Origin of the sequence: Aquisalinus luteolus, from assembly GCF_009712425.2 — a bacterium.
GTDB classification, from domain to species: domain Bacteria; phylum Pseudomonadota; class Alphaproteobacteria; order Caulobacterales; family Parvularculaceae; genus Aquisalinus; species Aquisalinus luteolus.
In genome coordinates this window covers 62,946-75,266 of record NZ_VCJR02000001.1, presented here as the reverse complement: position 1 = coordinate 75,266, position 12,321 = coordinate 62,946, and the positions used below count along the sequence as shown (strand labels likewise).

General features: G+C 61.4%; 15 protein-coding genes. 4 read left to right on the top strand and 11 right to left on the bottom strand.

Annotation, left to right across the window (positions count from 1 at the left end; translation table 11 throughout):
- Positions 1-21 precede the first annotated feature (21 nt).
- Positions 22-228 carry a DUF4169 family protein gene (locus tag FF098_RS00355; protein WP_155135752.1) on the top strand — a complete coding sequence of 69 codons (207 nt, stop codon included), beginning with the start codon at positions 22-24 and terminating at the stop codon, positions 226-228.
- Here FF098_RS00355 and FF098_RS00350 read toward each other — a convergent pair whose 3' ends face one another.
- The 3 genes from FF098_RS00350 to FF098_RS00340 all read right to left on the bottom strand — a co-directional run bounded on the left by FF098_RS00350 (position 229) and on the right by FF098_RS00340 (position 2,470).
- The gene (locus tag FF098_RS00350; RefSeq protein ID WP_166426250.1) at positions 229-1,101 is read right to left on the bottom strand and encodes a C40 family peptidase; all 873 of its coding nucleotides are present in this window, start codon (positions 1,099-1,101) and stop codon (positions 229-231) included.
- Positions 1,102-1,170: 69 nt separating this feature from the next.
- The gene (locus FF098_RS00345) at positions 1,171-1,521 is read right to left on the bottom strand and encodes a MarR family transcriptional regulator (protein ID WP_155135746.1); all 351 of its coding nucleotides are present in this window, start codon (positions 1,519-1,521) and stop codon (positions 1,171-1,173) included.
- Positions 1,522-1,621: 100 nt separating this feature from the next.
- Positions 1,622-2,470: a hypothetical protein gene (locus tag FF098_RS00340; RefSeq protein ID WP_155135743.1), complete on the bottom strand. Its 849-nt coding sequence runs from the start codon at positions 2,468-2,470 to the stop codon at positions 1,622-1,624.
- A gap of 252 nt (positions 2,471-2,722) precedes the next feature.
- Here FF098_RS00340 and FF098_RS00335 point away from each other — a divergent pair, with 252 nt between their 5' ends.
- Together FF098_RS00335 and FF098_RS00330 are read left to right on the top strand one after the other, a co-directional pair.
- Entirely contained in the window at positions 2,723-3,811 is a 1,089-nt protein-coding gene (locus tag FF098_RS00335; protein ID WP_166426249.1) for a sensor histidine kinase, read from the top strand.
- Positions 3,808-4,608, top strand: a complete 801-nt coding sequence (locus FF098_RS00330) for a LytR/AlgR family response regulator transcription factor (RefSeq protein ID WP_155135737.1) — start codon at positions 3,808-3,810, stop codon at positions 4,606-4,608. The genes FF098_RS00335 and FF098_RS00330 overlap by 4 nt, the downstream gene beginning before the upstream one ends.
- A 254-nt stretch (positions 4,609-4,862) precedes the next feature.
- Here the strand turns inward: FF098_RS00330 and FF098_RS00325 are convergent, their stop codons facing one another.
- From FF098_RS00325 to FF098_RS00290, 8 genes are all read right to left on the bottom strand, one after another.
- Entirely contained in the window at positions 4,863-5,279 is a 417-nt protein-coding gene (locus FF098_RS00325) for a hypothetical protein (protein WP_155135734.1), read from the bottom strand.
- Positions 5,280-5,291: 12 nt separating this feature from the next.
- Complete coding sequence (gene flhB, locus FF098_RS00320; RefSeq protein WP_155135731.1) at positions 5,292-6,383, bottom strand: flagellar type III secretion system protein FlhB; 1,092 nt, start codon at positions 6,381-6,383, stop codon at positions 5,292-5,294.
- Positions 6,384-6,386: 3 nt separating this feature from the next.
- Positions 6,387-7,172 carry a flagellar biosynthetic protein FliR gene (locus tag FF098_RS00315; protein WP_155135727.1) on the bottom strand — a complete coding sequence of 262 codons (786 nt, stop codon included), beginning with the start codon at positions 7,170-7,172 and terminating at the stop codon, positions 6,387-6,389.
- Positions 7,173-7,304: 132 nt separating this feature from the next.
- Positions 7,305-9,389 carry a flagellar biosynthesis protein FlhA gene (gene flhA, locus FF098_RS00310; protein WP_155135724.1) on the bottom strand — a complete coding sequence of 695 codons (2,085 nt, stop codon included), beginning with the start codon at positions 9,387-9,389 and terminating at the stop codon, positions 7,305-7,307.
- A 48-nt stretch (positions 9,390-9,437) separates the two neighbouring features.
- Positions 9,438-9,701: a flagellar biosynthetic protein FliQ gene (locus tag FF098_RS00305; protein ID WP_155135721.1), complete on the bottom strand. Its 264-nt coding sequence runs from the start codon at positions 9,699-9,701 to the stop codon at positions 9,438-9,440.
- 42 nt (positions 9,702-9,743) lie between these two features.
- Positions 9,744-10,067, bottom strand: a complete 324-nt coding sequence (locus tag FF098_RS00300) for a flagellar hook-basal body complex protein FliE (protein ID WP_155135718.1) — start codon at positions 10,065-10,067, stop codon at positions 9,744-9,746.
- A 22-nt stretch (positions 10,068-10,089) separates the two neighbouring features.
- Positions 10,090-10,482 carry a flagellar basal body rod protein FlgC gene (gene flgC / locus FF098_RS00295; RefSeq protein ID WP_155135715.1) on the bottom strand — a complete coding sequence of 131 codons (393 nt, stop codon included), beginning with the start codon at positions 10,480-10,482 and terminating at the stop codon, positions 10,090-10,092.
- A 17-nt stretch (positions 10,483-10,499) separates the two neighbouring features.
- Positions 10,500-10,847, bottom strand: coding sequence for a flagellar basal body protein (locus FF098_RS00290; RefSeq protein ID WP_155135712.1), 348 nt, complete (start codon positions 10,845-10,847; stop codon positions 10,500-10,502).
- A 102-nt stretch (positions 10,848-10,949) separates the two neighbouring features.
- Between FF098_RS00290 and FF098_RS00285 the strand changes: the two genes are divergently transcribed.
- Positions 10,950-12,305 carry a FliI/YscN family ATPase gene (locus FF098_RS00285; protein WP_155135709.1) on the top strand — a complete coding sequence of 452 codons (1,356 nt, stop codon included), beginning with the start codon at positions 10,950-10,952 and terminating at the stop codon, positions 12,303-12,305.
- The last annotated feature ends 16 nt before the right edge of the window (positions 12,306-12,321 follow it).

Genomic DNA, 12,321 nt, shown 5'->3' with positions numbered 1-12,321 from the left:
TCAGCGGGAGCCGCTCAAGCCATGGCCGACATCGTCAATCTCCGCCGCTTCCGCAAGGCCCGCAAACGGGCCGATGCCGATGCGGCGGCTGACGAGAACCGCCGCCGCCATGGCCGCACAAAATCCGAAAAGCAAAGAGACGCGCTGGAAGCCGATCAGTCCCGGCGCCATCTTGATGGCGCCCGCCTCGATCAATCAGACAAGTCCCCCGATAAGTCCGAAGACTGATCAGATCCGGTAGATCGCCTGCACCAGTCCTGATTCCGTGGCGACACGCCCGGAAAACTCACGCGCCTCGTCGATCGAGACCTGCATCGCCGTTGCATTGGCGTGGATCATGTCTTCGCTGTCGACCATCATCGCGACATGGCCTTTCCAGAAAACGAGATCACCCGGATGCAGCGCCAGCCCGGTCCAGTCATCGCGCTCCTTCTTGCGCAGGAAAATCTCCGCCGCGCCATTCTCGCGGCACCACGCTTCCTGCTGGTCGGTATCGCGCGGCACCGGAATGCCGCGCCGTTCCAGCACGTTCTGTGTCAGCCCAGAGCAATCAAGCCCCGCGCTCGACCGGCCGCCCCACAGATAGGGCACGCCGAGGAATGTCTTCGCCAGCCTGACCATGTCGCCCGTGGACTGCGCCAGTGGTGCGATATGGCCGGAGAACACCCAGCCGCCCTGCGCCTCGCGCACATATTTATCCCCGGCATCGGTGCCAGCCTGTAGCTTTGCATTCATCGGCAGCGGGCCGAGCGTGGGTGATTTCAGGTCCGGCTCGCTATAGCGCCATGTCGTCAACGCGGTGACACGGTGGGTGTTCCTGACGGGCGACGCGCTCAGCGCCGCCGCCTCGACATAGCCGACATAATCATCGAATTCGGCCTGGCCCCAGCACCAGCCGTCTTTCGTCTCGTAAACGGTGAAAGTCTCGCCGAACAGCAGCTGCGTTTCCAGGCTGCCCTTCGGGTCCGGCGCGCGGCGCAGGCCACAGACCGGCAGGACGACCTGATGCTTCCTGCCGTCAACGAAAGCGGCCGCCTCGACCTGCCCCTCAAGGTGGCTGGCCGCAAGGTCGGGCCGTGCTGGTGTCAGTCGTCTATCCATGACAGTCATCATACGAACGACACGCGAGGGTTGCCACACGAAAAAACGGTAAGGTTAAGGGGGGCGTTTCTAGAAACCGCCGCCAAGGTCGGACAGGCGCGTGCGCTCTTCCACCCGGCGGGCAAACTCGTCGACGAACAGCGCGCCATCGGCTGTCTTGCGCACCAGCACGATACGCTTGTCGTTCGGGTCGCGGACCCGCTGGATGAAGCCAAGGATCGACAGGGCATCGAGCGCGCGGGATATCGCCGGTTTCGGAATACCGAAATCGGCAGACATCTTGCGCACGGTGTGGGGTCCCGGCGTGAGATAGACCGACAGCAGGATCGCCCATTGGCGCATCGACAGGTCCGGCACATCGCGGCGCACGGAATCGACCATGATGTCGCGCCAGGGCAGGAGAATGTCGGTCGATTGCATCAGCACTCACTTCGCAGACTGGAAACAGGCCTATCTATGTGGCCTGATTCATTGCGGATGCGAAATGGGATTGCGCCGGTGAGCGGCGATTGGAAGCTGGTTACTCGGTTATCGGCTCGACAGGGCGGACCATACCCGTCGGGACAGTACCGACAATGATCTCACCGCTGGGCCGGGGTGTCGCCTCTGCCCGCTCAAGCAGGTTGCGGCCGAGGGTCTCGCCCAGCACACGGGCATATTCCGGGCTCAGCTGGTCATCTTCGACGGTGAAGCTCGCCGTTTGTGCCAGATCGCTGGATGAGAGGGCATTGGTCGAAAGATCGTTCGTCGCGACGATGTTGTCGATGCGTTTGACGGTGTTCGTCCGGGGACCTTCAGCCGCCATGGCGTCCATGCGGCCCATCGCCGAAATCTCTTGCGCGCTCAGGCTGGCTTCCTGCACCTGGCTCTCCGGATCCGGTGCGTAAATCCGGTTATTGGCGATGACCGAACCGAAATAGGCACCGGCGACCAGCAGTGCATAGGCCATGAAGGACAGGGAATTGTCGCGGGCAAAGCGCGAGACGAGCCCCATCCGGAACACATGCCAGACGAAGACCGGGATCGCCAGCGGCACGATCGCGCCGAGCGCCGTCGCCTTGATGTTCTCCATGATCCTTTCGCGATGGGCGACACCGGTCGTACCGGAAACGAAGGCAAGCGCCGCGCCCAGATACAGGACCGCAGCATGGGTACTCCAGCCGGGAATCGATATGCCGAAACGCTCGTCGAGCATGTTCATGGCACCGCCAAAGGCGTTGCCCAGCAGGTCCATGTAAACCCGGTTGAAGACCGCCAGCGGCCCGTACCATGTATCGACGCCAACGCCGAACATCTGTGCAATCGCGTTGATCGCCCCGACGCTGATCGCCACCGCAAAGGCGATAAAAAGAACTGGTATCAGCCGCATGTCGTAAACCCCTTCCCCTGAGGGGGCACTTTCCCCAAGCCCCTCAAGGGTTAACTATAACCGCGAAAAAGGGGGATGAACAGCCGCCATGTAAACGGGGTACCATCCACCGCCTCCCCCCGGAATATCCGTCCTGCCGCTGGACAATTGCGACCAATGGCGAGCAGACTGCGACGAACGGTTTTGACCGGCCCCCATGGCTCGGCGACAACTGACAGTGCATCATTGCACCAAATATCTGGGCCCTCACGCATGTTTCGTCTGCGTCCGCGCATTTATATCGGCCTCCTGGTCGCTGCCATCGTCTACTGGCTCCTGTCCTTCTTCATCGTTTCTCTCGGTGTTCTGCTGGATAGCGGCGAGTGGCGGTTCCTGTGGCAGCGCTTCGGTGCCTACAGCCTGTCGATCATTCCGGCCTATCTCACCGGCATTGTCATCTATGCCATGTTCACCGCGCGCCATGCGGCGCGCTGGCCGTTCTTCATCCTCGCCTTTGCGCTCACGTCCTTCCTCCACGGCGCGTTGTATACGCTGATGTACAAATATGCCGTACCGCTGGACTATTTCCGCTCCATGAGCTTCTGGCAGCTGACCCTGTCGGTCACGCTCGTCAACTGCACCCTCGCCGGTGTCTGGCAGCTGATCATCGTTACCTGGGTCATGGCACGAAAGGCGATCGACAACGAGCACCGCGCCGCCAAAGCCGAGAATCTCGCCCAGTCGGCCCAGCTGGAAATGCTGCGCTACCAGCTCAACCCGCATTTCCTGTTCAACACGCTGAACTCGATCTCCAGCCTAGTCGTCGAAAAGCGCAATGACGATGCAGAAGACATGATCATGAAGCTGTCGCAGTTCCTGCGCCGCAGTCTGGATACAGACCCGACCGACCTGATCACGGTCGAGGCAGAGCTGGAAGCCATCGACCGTTATCTTTCCATCGAGCAGAACCGGTTCAGCGATCGGCTGACGGTCCATGTCAGCGCCAGTCCGGACGCACGAAACCTGCTGCTGCCGCCGCTGATCCTGCAGCCGCTGATCGAGAACACGATCAAGCATGCCGTCTCCGGCGCGACCGATGCCATTCACATAGAGATCAGTGCCCGGATCGTAGACGGATATCTCGTGCTCTCCGTCGCCGATAATGGGCCCGGCCTGCCAGATGTCAGCCTGAAAGAGGGGGACCTGAAAGAAGGCGCGCTGAAGGAGGGCGTGGGCCTCGGCAATATCCGCATGCGCCTGTCGCTGCTGTTCGGCAGGGACAGCGACCTGACGCTGACAACACGGGACGAAGGGGGAACCGCAGCCACAATAACAATGCCAAGAATCGAGGCCGCCCAATGAAACCCCATTCCGTTCTCATCGTCGATGATGAACCCCTCGCCCGCCGGCGCCTGCGCCACGGCCTTGACGGCATAGAGGGCATCGGCGCCATCAGCGAGGCTCGCGACGGTGCCGAGGCGCTGCACATGATCGAGGATGAAACACCAGACATCATCCTTCTCGACATAAAGATGCCGCGCATGAACGGCTTTGACCTTGTCAGCATGCTGACGGAGCGTGACTGCGCCCCTGCCATCATCTTCGTCACCGCCTTTGACAATTACGCCGTGCGCGCCTTCGAACGCGACGCCATCGACTACCTGCTCAAGCCCGTCGCCTTCGCCCGGCTGAAAAGCGCCATTGCCCGGGCGCGGGAGCGGCTGGAGCAGGTCTCGGCAATAGAGAGAGTGAAAGACCTGCAGAAGACCCTTGCCACGCTCAACAGCGGCAGGGACGAAACCGCAAAACCCGAAATCGCCGATTTCTGGATCAAGGACAGGGATGTTATCACCCGCGTCACTGCAGCGAGTATCATCTGGATCGAGGCGGAGCGCGACTATGTCCGCCTGCACCTGGACGGGCGCACCCATCTGATGCGCTCGACCCTGACATCGGTAGAGGAGAAACTGCCCGAAAGTGCCTTCCTGCGCGTCCACCGCTCGGCCATCGTCAATCGCCGCCAGATAGAGAGCCTCAGCCACTCTTCGACCGGTGCCTACACCCTGCACCTGCGCAATGGCGACAGCGTGCCGGTCGGCCGGTCGTACAAGAAGCAGATCCTCGCCGAGATCGAAGAGACGCGCAAAGGCAGCCAGTAATCGCAGGCGAAAAAAGACCCGGGCGTGGGTAGCGCCCGGGCACGCGGCTGGTAAGACCGCAGGTTTCCAAGATTCGCTCAAACCGCACGAGGGTGCGACTGAACGTATCCAGTATGTGGGGAGGCGCGCGACGTTTACCAGAACCAAGCGATAAACGGGCGACAATATGCTACCAGCGTCGCTATTTTTAGCTTAACTATTAACCTAGTTAAAATTTCACGACGATACTTTATCACAAGGCTGGTTTTACAGGGTCAGTAGCGGCGCTGTTGCAGCGCACTCAGGCTCGCCTCGTCCTGGCGTTCCTCTTCCTGCTGTCCGGCGACGAACTCCAGCCGCTCGATCACATCCTTCATCGCTGTCACCTTGCCGATGATTTCCCGTAGCGCATTTTCGCGCGCCTCGATTTCGGGCTGAAGCCTTTGCGCCTGTTGCAGGCTCTCGCTCGCCTTCTTGCGAAGGACGAGCCCTGTGCGGTCTGCGGCCAGCATCGCCCCGGCGCTCGGCACCTCCCCTTCAGCCACCGCCGCCAGCGCCTGCGCGCGAAACCTGTCCGCCTGCTCCGTCAACTTGCGTCTGTCAGCCAGCACCGAGGCAAGCGCCTTCTCGGCTGCCGTTTCGCGGATTTTCAGCAGTCGGAGGATTTCGTGATATTTCTCCAGTTCCTTCATCTATCGCCCCCCTTAACGTCCCCGCGCTTTCATCTTCTTGCGCATCGTGTCGGCGAAGTGGATGGCGGCGGCGACGGCGGCGTAATGGTCGGGCTGGATCACCTCTCCGATTTCGACACCGGCATAGAGAGAGCGCGCCGTCGGCGGGTCGGAGCGGATCGGCACGCCTGCCTCTGCTGCATTTTCCTTGATCCGCTGGGCCAGTTCATCGACACCCTTTGCGACACATTCCGGCAGGGAATCCTTCTTGCGCGACCATTTCAGCGCAACGGCATAGTGCTCCGGGTTGACGATAACGACATCGGCGCTCTTCACGTCCTGCAGCATGGTCGAGGTGGCGATCATCTGGGCCCGCTTGCGCCGTTCCTGCTTCTGGTGCGGGTCGCCTTCCTGTTCCTTCTGTTCCTTGCGAACTTCCTCGAAGGTCATCTTCAGCTTTTCCGCATGGCGGTGGCGCTGCCAGGGCAGGTCGACGGCGGCAATCGCGCCCGACGCGATGATGATATAGATCAGCAGCATCAGGATCTGCTCGCGCAGCTCGCCCGGCAGCAGCCCGGCCTGCAGTTGCGAATAGCCGGGCAGGTCGAAATATTGCTGCCACAGGTACAGACCGGTGATGACCGCAACGGTCAGCATCTTCACGCCGCTCTTCACGAACTCGCCGATCCCGTCCGGCCCGTATTTCTGCTTGGCGTTGGAGATCGGATTGATCTTGCTCATCTTCGGCTTGATCTTGTCGGTCGCAAACACGACCGATTGCTGCGCCACGACCGAGGAGATGATGAACGCCGCCGGAATGACGAAGACCGGTGCCAGCAGCGAGCCAAACGTCATCATCAGGTCGGCGAACAGCTTCTTGTCCGGGTTGAACAGCAGCTCATAGGCATAGGCGTCGGGCTTGGCGAGGAAGCTCGTCAGGCGGCTGGCGAGGGATGTCGCCGTGCTGGCGCCGACCAGCATGACCATGATCGCAAACCCGGCATAGAGCATGAAAGTGTTCGCCTCGCGCGACTGGGGCACGTCGCCCTTCTTGCGCGCCTCGGCAATCTTGTGCGGGGTTGCGTCAAATGACTTTTCCTGGCCTTCGTCCTGTCCCTCCGCCACGGCCTATCTCCCCATCGCGATGATGTCGTCGAGCACGCTGGAGAAGCCGCCGGCCCAGACCGTCAGGATCGTCGTCGCGCACAGGAAGAACAGGAGGAGGCCCGCCCCGGTGATCGCCGGGATACCGACGAAGGCGACCATCAGCTGCGGCATCGCCCGGCTGATCGCGCCGAGCATGACGTTGTAGATGAAATTCAGGATCACGAAGGGCAGCGACAGGGCAAGCGCAAAGGAGAAAGCCTCCGCACAGCGCTGCAGCGACCAGTAAGCGGCCGTATCCGTATCGGCAAACTGGCCGAGGGCGAAAGTGTCATAGGACTGGATCAGCACACGGATTGCCTCGATATGCAGGTCCATGCTCACCGCCAGCGCCGTGCCCGCAAGGATCAGGATCGAGGAGATCGTCGTGTTGGGTTCTTCGGAGGTGGAGCCCAGCAGCTGTGACAGCGACATCGCCTGGGCGATGATCGTGCCGGCCATCTGCAGGACCCAGATCATCACGCGGAAGGCAAACCCCAGGATGAACCCGCTGAACGCCTCGGCAAAGAACGCCGCCGTGATCGTCGCCGCACTGGTCGTGTCGACATCATAGCGGGCGAGCACCGGCGGCACGATCATCCAGGTGATGACGAAAGCCGCGATCAGCCGCCCCCGTACAGGGATCTGCGTCTCGCCAATACCGGGCAGGAAGAAGGCCAGCACCGACACCCGCACGAAGATCGCCATGACACTGGCAATATAATCGCCATTGTCGAGGATCATCTGGTTGACGGGTTCGAGAAACTCCATTTTTCATCCCACTGGCTGCCGCCCTTCGTGGGCCAGCAAGCTGGCCACCTCAGGGTGAGGCAGCCCCATACCAAAGTCCTAATCCTGAGGTGGCGACGCAAGTCGCCCTCGAAGGACGAGGACTGTTTATTATCAAGCGATTCCCACGATCGCGGGCTGTTCGGAGGGCGGAATTTCCTCATAGGCGATGACCGGGTTGCGGATGCCCTTGGCCGCCAGCACGGTCTTCAGGAAACGGCGACGTCGGGTCGAGGTGGCGATCGCCGCATAGGTGCCGCGCGAGGCGGAATGGTTCAGCTTCTCCTGTATGGCGCCGGCAAGCCGGTTGAACTCGCCGGGCGGCAGCGCAATATCCGTCTGGCCGTTCTTGCCGGTCAGCTCGTGCTCTGAGAACAGCTCCTCCCATTTCGGCCCCAGCTGAACCAGCGGCAGCTTGCCTGCATCGTCACGCAGCTTGAAGATGAACTGGAAGGACAGGCGCTGGCGCACGAACTCGGCGATCTGTTCCGCCGAGTTGAGGGAGCCTTTCACTTCCGAGATCGTCTCGAGGATCACCGCGAGGTTGCGGATCGACACCCGCTCCTCCAGCAGCAATCGCAGCACGGACTGCAGCGTGTCTTCCGGCACTTTATCCGGCACGAATTCATCGAGGATGCGCTGGTTGTTCTTGGAGCGCTCGGGGTTGGTCAGATGGGTAAACGCATCGAGGATTTCGCGCAGCGCCCGGCGGGTCATCAGCTTGCCGAAATTCGCCTGGATCGTCTCCAGTATATGCGTCGCCAGCACTTCCGGCGCCTCGACGACCGGCACGCCGTTCATCAGCAATTCCTCGCGCTGGCCCGTCGCGACCCACCGCGCTGACGCGCCATAGACCGGTTCCTTCACCTTGTCGCCGCGGATCTCCGGATGGGCATTGTCCTCCATCAGGGCGAGCAGGTGGTTCGGCACGATCTTGTTCGCGGCAACTTCCGTGCCCTGAATCTTGATCCGGTACTTGCCGGACTCAAGCGTCGCCGAATCCGTCAGCCTTATCGCCGGAACGATGAAGCCATATTCCTCGGCGATGTACTTGCGGATCTTCTCGATCCTCTGGTCGAAGCCGAATTCCGGGTCCATCGTCACCGGCACGAGGTCCTTGGCCAGCTCGATATGAATGTCATCGAGATCGAGCACGTCGCCCAGCAGCTTCTCCGGCTCGATCGCGTCTTCTTCCTTCTGGCGCTTCTCTTCCGCCTCGGCAGCCTTCTTGCGCTTCTGCTGCTCGTTCCACGCAACGAACGCCATCAGCCCCGCCCCGACGGTGAACGGCAGGAAGGGCAGGCCCGGCATCAGGCCGAAGATCAGGAGGATCGCAGAAACCGTATACAGCGCCGCCGGATGCTTGCCGAGCTGGTCGAAAAGCGCAAGGTCGACAGACCCCTCGCCCCGGCCCTTGGACAGCAGCAGCGCGGCAGAGATCGAGATGATGACTGCCGGGATCTGCGAGACGAGACCGTCGCCGACCGTCAGGATCGAATAGTTCTGCACCGCTTCGCCGAAGGACAGCTGGTGCACACCAAGCCCGATCGCCATGCCGGCGATCAGGTTCAGGAGCGTGATGAGGAGACCGGCAATCGCGTCGCCCTTGACGAATTTCGACACACCGTCGAGCGAGCCGAGGAAGGATGCCTCCTCCTGTTCGATCTCGCGCCGGCGCTTGGCCTCGTCATGGCTGATCGCGCCGGCGGCGACATCGGAGTCGATGGCGAGCTGGCGGCCCGGCATGGCATCGAGGGCGAAGCGTGCGCCAACCTCCGCCATACGGCCCGCGCCCTTGGTGATGACCATGAAGTTGACGATGATCAGCACGCAGAAGACGATCAGGCCGAGGAACATGTTCCCGCCCATGATGAAGTTCGCAAACCCCTCGATCACGCCGCCCGCCGCATCGGTGCCCGTATGCCCCTCCCCGATGATCAGCTTGGTCGAGGAGATGTTGAGCGACAGGCGCAGCAGCAGCGAGGCCAGCAGGATCGACGGGAAGGACGAGAAATCCAGCGGCTTCTCGATGAACAGGGTGATGGTGAAGATCAGGATCGCGAAGGCAAACGACGCCGTCAGCCCGATATCGAGCATCCAGGCCGGTATCGGCAGGACCATCATGACGATGACCACCATCAGCGCCAGCGCCAGCAGCACTGTCGGTTGATAGAGTGACCGGATACTCAGCTCAGGCATTGATCCCCGTCATAAACCCTGCAAGGGCAGCCCTTCTTGTTGTTGTGTTTATTGCGAGATGACGGGCAGGACCCGTTCATCGAACAGCGACAGCATCACCCGCGCCATGAAACCCGACGAAGCGAAAAACACGATCAGCATGATGGCGAGCTTCGGCACGAAGGTCAGCGTCATCTCCTGGATCGACGTCAGCGCCTGCAACAGGCCGACGATCACACCGGCTAGCAGCGCGGCGACCAGCAACGGCATGGAGATCAGTGCTGCCGCCCACAGGAATTCCCGCAGGATGGAGAGGATTTCTAGCTCGCTCATATAAGTGCCCTGCTCCGGTCCAAAACCGGCGTCATACCGGTATCAGACCGGCATTCTGAGCAGTTCCTGATACGCTTCCACGACGCGGTTACGGATCGTTACTGCGGTTTCCAGCGCGACTTCGGCCCGGGCCAGCGCCTCCACGACGGAGTGCGCATCGGCATTGCCGGTTGTCATCGCTTCTGCGGAAGTCTCGGCGTGTTCGAAAACATCGGCAAACTGTTTCGCCGCGTCGGCAATATTGTCGCTCGCGCCCGATGGCTTGGCACCGCCAAGGTCAGGGCCGGAGGCCTGTTTGGAATCCGGCGTCAGCGCCTGGCGGGCGCTGGCATAATTCTTTAAGGCACCAAGAGAAGACGCTTCCATGTCTCAATACCTCCCTTTTCAGTTACCGCCTGAGCAGCGCGATCAGGCTGGAATACATGTCCCGCGCCTGCTGGAACGCCGTCAGGTTTGCTTCATACGAACGGCCCGCTTCTTTCGCGTCGGCCATTTCGATCATCATGTCCACATTCGATTTGGTGACATAGCCCTCTGCATCGGCGAGAGGGTGGAACGGTTCGTAGACCTTGTCACCTGGTGTCTTGTCGGTGCGCACCGGTCCGACGGTCAGGGTCTCCTCGCCGGTCTCCGTGTCATAAACGGTAGCGAAGGAGACGAGCTTGCGCTGATAGTCATTGGTGTCGGCGTTCGACAGGTTTTCGCTGACGATGCGCATGCGGAAAGACTGGGTGCTCATGCCGCTCGCCGCAGCGCTCATGGATTTACCGAGTGAGTCCATCTTCTATCCCTCCTGGCCTAAACGTTGCGACCCAGCGCGAGGCGGAAAATGTCGATCGTCTTCCTGTAGACCGCCAGCGCCATGTCGTGCTGGCCCTTGGCCTCTGCCGTCTTCAGCATCTGTTCGTCGAGCGAGACGTTGTTGCCATTCGGCGAAACCACGGCTTTCGTTTCCATCCGAACGATGGGAGCATCCATGGTGTCGACGGCGTTGAGCTGGCGCGCCTTGCTGTAGAATTCGTCAAATGGCTGAAGGTCCTGCGCTTTATACCCGGGGGTGTTGGCATTCGCTATATTGTCCGACAGCACCGAATGGCGCTGGGCGGAATAGCGGGACAGGGCGGAAAGATCGTCGAGAATTTTCATGAGGCAATTCGCGATTTGTTTACCAAGGTTAACGATTCAGTAAAAAATGCCGCGATATCGTTATCAAATGGTTAATAAATCCTAACAGCGGTTAACTTATTTATGCGCGTCACCCGACTGGAATCAGCCCTCTCCTCCCTGTCGACCGCCGCGGACCAGCCCTTCTGGGGCCATGTCAGCGCGGTGAAGGGCGATGTCGCGCATATTACCGGCCTGTCCGGCGTCGCCCATCTGGGTGACCGGGTTACCATCGAGAACGGCAATGGTCACCAGATCGGCGGCGAAGTCATCTCCATGGACGAGGAAAGCGCCGTCGCCATCCTCTATGACGAGGCAAGCGCCATCCGCGTCGGGGCGAAGGCGAGCTTCGGCCGCCAGGTCGGCCCGAAACCTTCGCCCTTCTGGACCGGGCACATCCTCAACCCTTTCGGCCTGACGGCGGAGGGCAACAGCCCACCAGCGGGTCCGCTGGAAATGCCGCTGAAGAACCCGCCGCCGCCCGCTCCGCGACGCAAGGCGCTGGGCACCCGGCTGAATACAGGCCTGTGTGCCCTCGACACCTTCCTGCCCCTGTGCAAGGGCCAGCGCCTCGGCCTGTTTGCGGGTTCGGGCGTCGGCAAGTCGGTCATGCTGTCGGAGCTCGCCAGACACATGGAGGCGGACATCGTCGTCCTCGCTCTGATCGGCGAGCGTGGCCGCGAAGTGCGCGCCTTCGCCGAGGAGGCGCTGGGCCCTGAAGGCCTGAAACGCTCTGTCGTCTTTGCCGCGACCTCTTCCGATCCGGCGCCTTTGAAAAAACGCGCCGCCTATATGGCGATGGCGACGGCGGAATATTTCCGCGACCAGGGCAAGCATGTGCTCTTGCTGTTCGATTCCCTGACCCGCTTTGCCGAATCCCATCGCGAGGTCGCCCTGTCTGCGGGCGAGACGCCGTCCTTGCGCGCCTTCCCGCCATCGACTTTCCGCGCCGTTGCCGGATTATGCGAGCGCGCGGGTCCGGGCCTGGAAGGTTCAGGCGATATCACCGCCGTCTTCTCTGTGCTGGTCGCGGGATCGAACATGGAAGAGCCGGTCGCCGACATGGTGCGCGGTATACTCGACGGCCATGTCGTGCTCGACCGCCAGATCGCCGAACGCGGGCGCTACCCGGCCATCGATGTGCGCCGGTCCGTCTCCCGTTCCCTGCCCCATGCGGCGAGCGCTGCCGAGAACGCAGTCCTCTCGCGTGGACGGTCGCTGCTCGGCGCCTATGAGGAGGCAGCGCCGATGATCCGTGCAGGTTTGTATTCCCCCGGCACCGACCCGTTGCTCGACGAGGCGGTCAGGATCTGGCCGCAGCTCGACAAGTTCATCGGGGAGAAATCCCCGGCGACGACCCATGAAAGCTATGAAAAGCTGATGCAGATTCTGGCCATGCAGCCGCAAGCGGTTGAAGAGGCTGCCAAAGGCAAAGCCTGATCAGATATTGGCCCGA

Excerpts from the sequence above, each read along its gene's own strand:
- FF098_RS00355 (WP_155135752.1), top strand. The coding sequence starts at position 22 with ATGGCCGACATCGTCAATCTCCGCCGCTTCCGCAAGGCCCGCAAACGG.
- FF098_RS00350 (WP_166426250.1), bottom strand. The coding sequence starts at position 1,101 with ATGGATAGACGACTGACACCAGCACGGCCCGACCTTGCGGCCAGCCAC.
- FF098_RS00345 (WP_155135746.1), bottom strand. The coding sequence starts at position 1,521 with ATGCAATCGACCGACATTCTCCTGCCCTGGCGCGACATCATGGTCGAT.
- FF098_RS00340 (WP_155135743.1), bottom strand. The coding sequence starts at position 2,470 with ATGCGGCTGATACCAGTTCTTTTTATCGCCTTTGCGGTGGCGATCAGC.
- FF098_RS00335 (WP_166426249.1), top strand. The coding sequence starts at position 2,723 with ATGTTTCGTCTGCGTCCGCGCATTTATATCGGCCTCCTGGTCGCTGCC.
- FF098_RS00330 (WP_155135737.1), top strand. The coding sequence starts at position 3,808 with ATGAAACCCCATTCCGTTCTCATCGTCGATGATGAACCCCTCGCCCGC.
- FF098_RS00325 (WP_155135734.1), bottom strand. The coding sequence starts at position 5,279 with ATGAAGGAACTGGAGAAATATCACGAAATCCTCCGACTGCTGAAAATC.
- FF098_RS00315 (WP_155135727.1), bottom strand. The coding sequence starts at position 7,172 with ATGGAGTTTCTCGAACCCGTCAACCAGATGATCCTCGACAATGGCGAT.
- flhA (WP_155135724.1), bottom strand. The coding sequence starts at position 9,389 with ATGCCTGAGCTGAGTATCCGGTCACTCTATCAACCGACAGTGCTGCTG.
- FF098_RS00305 (WP_155135721.1), bottom strand. The coding sequence starts at position 9,701 with ATGAGCGAGCTAGAAATCCTCTCCATCCTGCGGGAATTCCTGTGGGCG.
- FF098_RS00300 (WP_155135718.1), bottom strand. The coding sequence starts at position 10,067 with ATGGAAGCGTCTTCTCTTGGTGCCTTAAAGAATTATGCCAGCGCCCGC.
- flgC (WP_155135715.1), bottom strand. The coding sequence starts at position 10,482 with ATGGACTCACTCGGTAAATCCATGAGCGCTGCGGCGAGCGGCATGAGC.
- FF098_RS00290 (WP_155135712.1), bottom strand. The coding sequence starts at position 10,847 with ATGAAAATTCTCGACGATCTTTCCGCCCTGTCCCGCTATTCCGCCCAG.
- FF098_RS00285 (WP_155135709.1), top strand. The coding sequence starts at position 10,950 with ATGCGCGTCACCCGACTGGAATCAGCCCTCTCCTCCCTGTCGACCGCC.